Source organism: Sphingopyxis sp., assembly GCF_036402335.1.
Classification (GTDB): Bacteria; Pseudomonadota; Alphaproteobacteria; order Sphingomonadales; family Sphingomonadaceae; genus Sphingopyxis.
The window spans coordinates 1-2,165 of the sequence record NZ_DASWTD010000212.1 but is presented as its reverse complement, the minus strand read 5'-3'; the positions used below and the strand labels follow the sequence as shown (position 1 = coordinate 2,165).

The window sequence follows — 2,165 nt, the reverse complement described above, 5'->3', positions numbered from 1 at the left end:
AATCGGGGACGACATCGTCGTGGCGTATGCCGAAGCCGGGATGACGCAGCAGGGCGAGGTGCAGCGCGAAGCCGAGCCGGTTGGCGTCGCCGCGCTTCGCTTCGATCAGTGGCCGGTCCTCATCGGCAACCGTGTAATGCTTGGCGAGCGAGGCATGGTCGAGGGGCACGCCGAACAACGCGCGGCGTTCGTCGCCCGTTAACAGATCGCGTCTGGCCATCGATCACCCCCTGTCCGGGAGCGTATAGTTTATGGCCGACACGTGCGAGGTGTCGCGTAACTCTCAAGTTTCGCGACAGCGGCCCTGACCGGTCACGCCACGAGGTGTAAACGCTCGCGCTAAATGGCGGCGTTCTGATCGCGCTATTTGTCAGTTGCCGGGTCCGATGACGAGGCAATCGCGCGCGGCCTGAACGATGTCAGCGGTGACCTCCTCGACGCGGTTGAGGGTCATGATCCGCCGCATCTGCGCGAACAGGCGCTCCATGAGCCGGAAGTTGCCGCGCGTGATGCGGATCACGGCTGCCTGCGCTTCGATCGCGTCGAGTTGGGCCGGGTCGAAGCTGATCCCGAAATCGCCGGCGTGGGTCGCGAGCAGCAGCCGCATTTCGGTCTCGGTAAGCGGTTTGAACTCGTGGACGAAGCCGATCCGCGAGTAGAGCTGGGCATAGCGGGCGAGGCGCTTCTCCAAGCCCGGCATACCCATCAGGATCAGCCCGAAGCCGTGGCGATCGGCCATGTCGCGGAGATGTTCGAGCGACTTTATGGTCAGGCGGTCGGCCTCGTCGACGATGACGAGGGGGCAGGCGATGCGGGCGGCGTCATGGGTGATTTCGTCCTGCGAGCCGCCCGCGACCGTCAGCCGGGCATAGCCCAGCTTAATGAGGTTGAGGCCCAACACCGCGTCGATCGTCTTGGGCGTGTTGCTGACCGACACGGTGTAGAAGACGGCGCGGCAGCGAGCGACCTTTTCGCCAAGGAGCGCGGCAATGGGACGGAGCGCGGCATATTCCCCCAGGTCGGGGAAGCTGGAAAACTCGCGCGCCGATCGCGTCTTTCCGACGCCCGGCCGGCCATGACACACGCCGATATAGCGGTAGTGCGCGCAGGCTTCGGCAAACTCGACGAACCGGGCATGTTCGCGGGTCGCCAGGAACGGCTGCTCGACCAGGAAATCAATCGTCAGCGGCGTAGAGCCGGAGCCCTCGGTAGGTGGTGGGCCGGGAAGCCGTATCCTCTTGGTCGCCATCGAAGGTCTCCGTGGGGGCAGGCACCTGCTTGTCGCGCTCCTTCGCGCCGCGCCGGGCGCGCTGGATCGCGCGCAACGACGGGTGCCCAGCGTGCTCGGAGCTGAGCGCACGGCAGACGAACCGGCCCTGGTGGTAGACGTGGATCTCGGTCAGGTCGCGGGGGTCATAGACCGCCTCGACCTGCTCGCCGACGAAGGCCGCGAGCGTGGGTTCGACATAGCGCCTGCCCATCAGACGGATGCCGTCGCGCAGCACTTTACGGGGCTTGGGCACGTGCACGAGCAGCATGTCGAGCTGTTCAAGGCTGTCGGGCATTGCGGGCAGGAACCCGCCCTTCTGCCAGCGCGTGATCGGCGGTTCGCCGGTGCTGCCATGCGGGCGACGATGATAGACGCCGCACACGAACGCCTCGAAGCGGGCGCGCAGCTCGTCGAGCGTGAGCACTGGCGCCGACAGCGGCTTGCCCGCGATCAGGTGGCCGGGCAGGTCGGGCAGGAACATGTCGTTGATGGTGCGGAACAGCCGCTCGATCTTGCCGCGCCCGCGAGGACGCCCCGGCAGCGAATGGATGAGGCGGATTTTGAGGGCGATGCACGCCTGCTCGATATGCTCGGAGATGAAATCCGAGCCGTTGTCGACGTAAAGCTGTTCGGGAATGCCGCTGACGATCCATTCGGGATTGGGCTTGCGCCAGATCGCCTGCCGCAAGGCGAGCGCCGTGTTGAGGGCACTGGGGGCATCGAGGCTGAGGAAGTAACCGGCGATGGCTCGGCTGTGATCGTCAACGATGACGGTCAGCCAAGGACGCACCGGGGTTCCGGCATCATCGAGCACGAGAATGTCGAGAACGGTATGATCGGCCTGCCACATCTCGTTCGAGGTCGCGGCTTCGCGCCGATGCACTAGCTCGTGCTG

The 2,165-nt window shown here is 65.6% G+C and carries 3 protein-coding genes; all 3 read right to left on the bottom strand.

Going from position 1 to position 2,165, the window contains the following annotated elements; genetic code table 11:
- Positions 1–220: DUF4158 domain-containing protein (locus VGD20_RS06665; protein ID WP_331133702.1), on the bottom strand; the 220-nt coding region annotated here is incomplete at its 3' end.
- A 150-nt stretch (positions 221–370) separates the two neighbouring features.
- Positions 371–1,249: an AAA family ATPase gene (locus VGD20_RS06660; RefSeq protein ID WP_082736903.1), complete on the bottom strand. Its 879-nt coding sequence runs from the start codon at positions 1,247–1,249 to the stop codon at positions 371–373.
- Positions 1,176–2,165: Mu transposase C-terminal domain-containing protein (locus VGD20_RS06655; RefSeq protein ID WP_331133701.1), on the bottom strand; the 990-nt coding region annotated here is incomplete at its 5' end. The genes VGD20_RS06655 and VGD20_RS06660, both read right to left, overlap by 74 nt.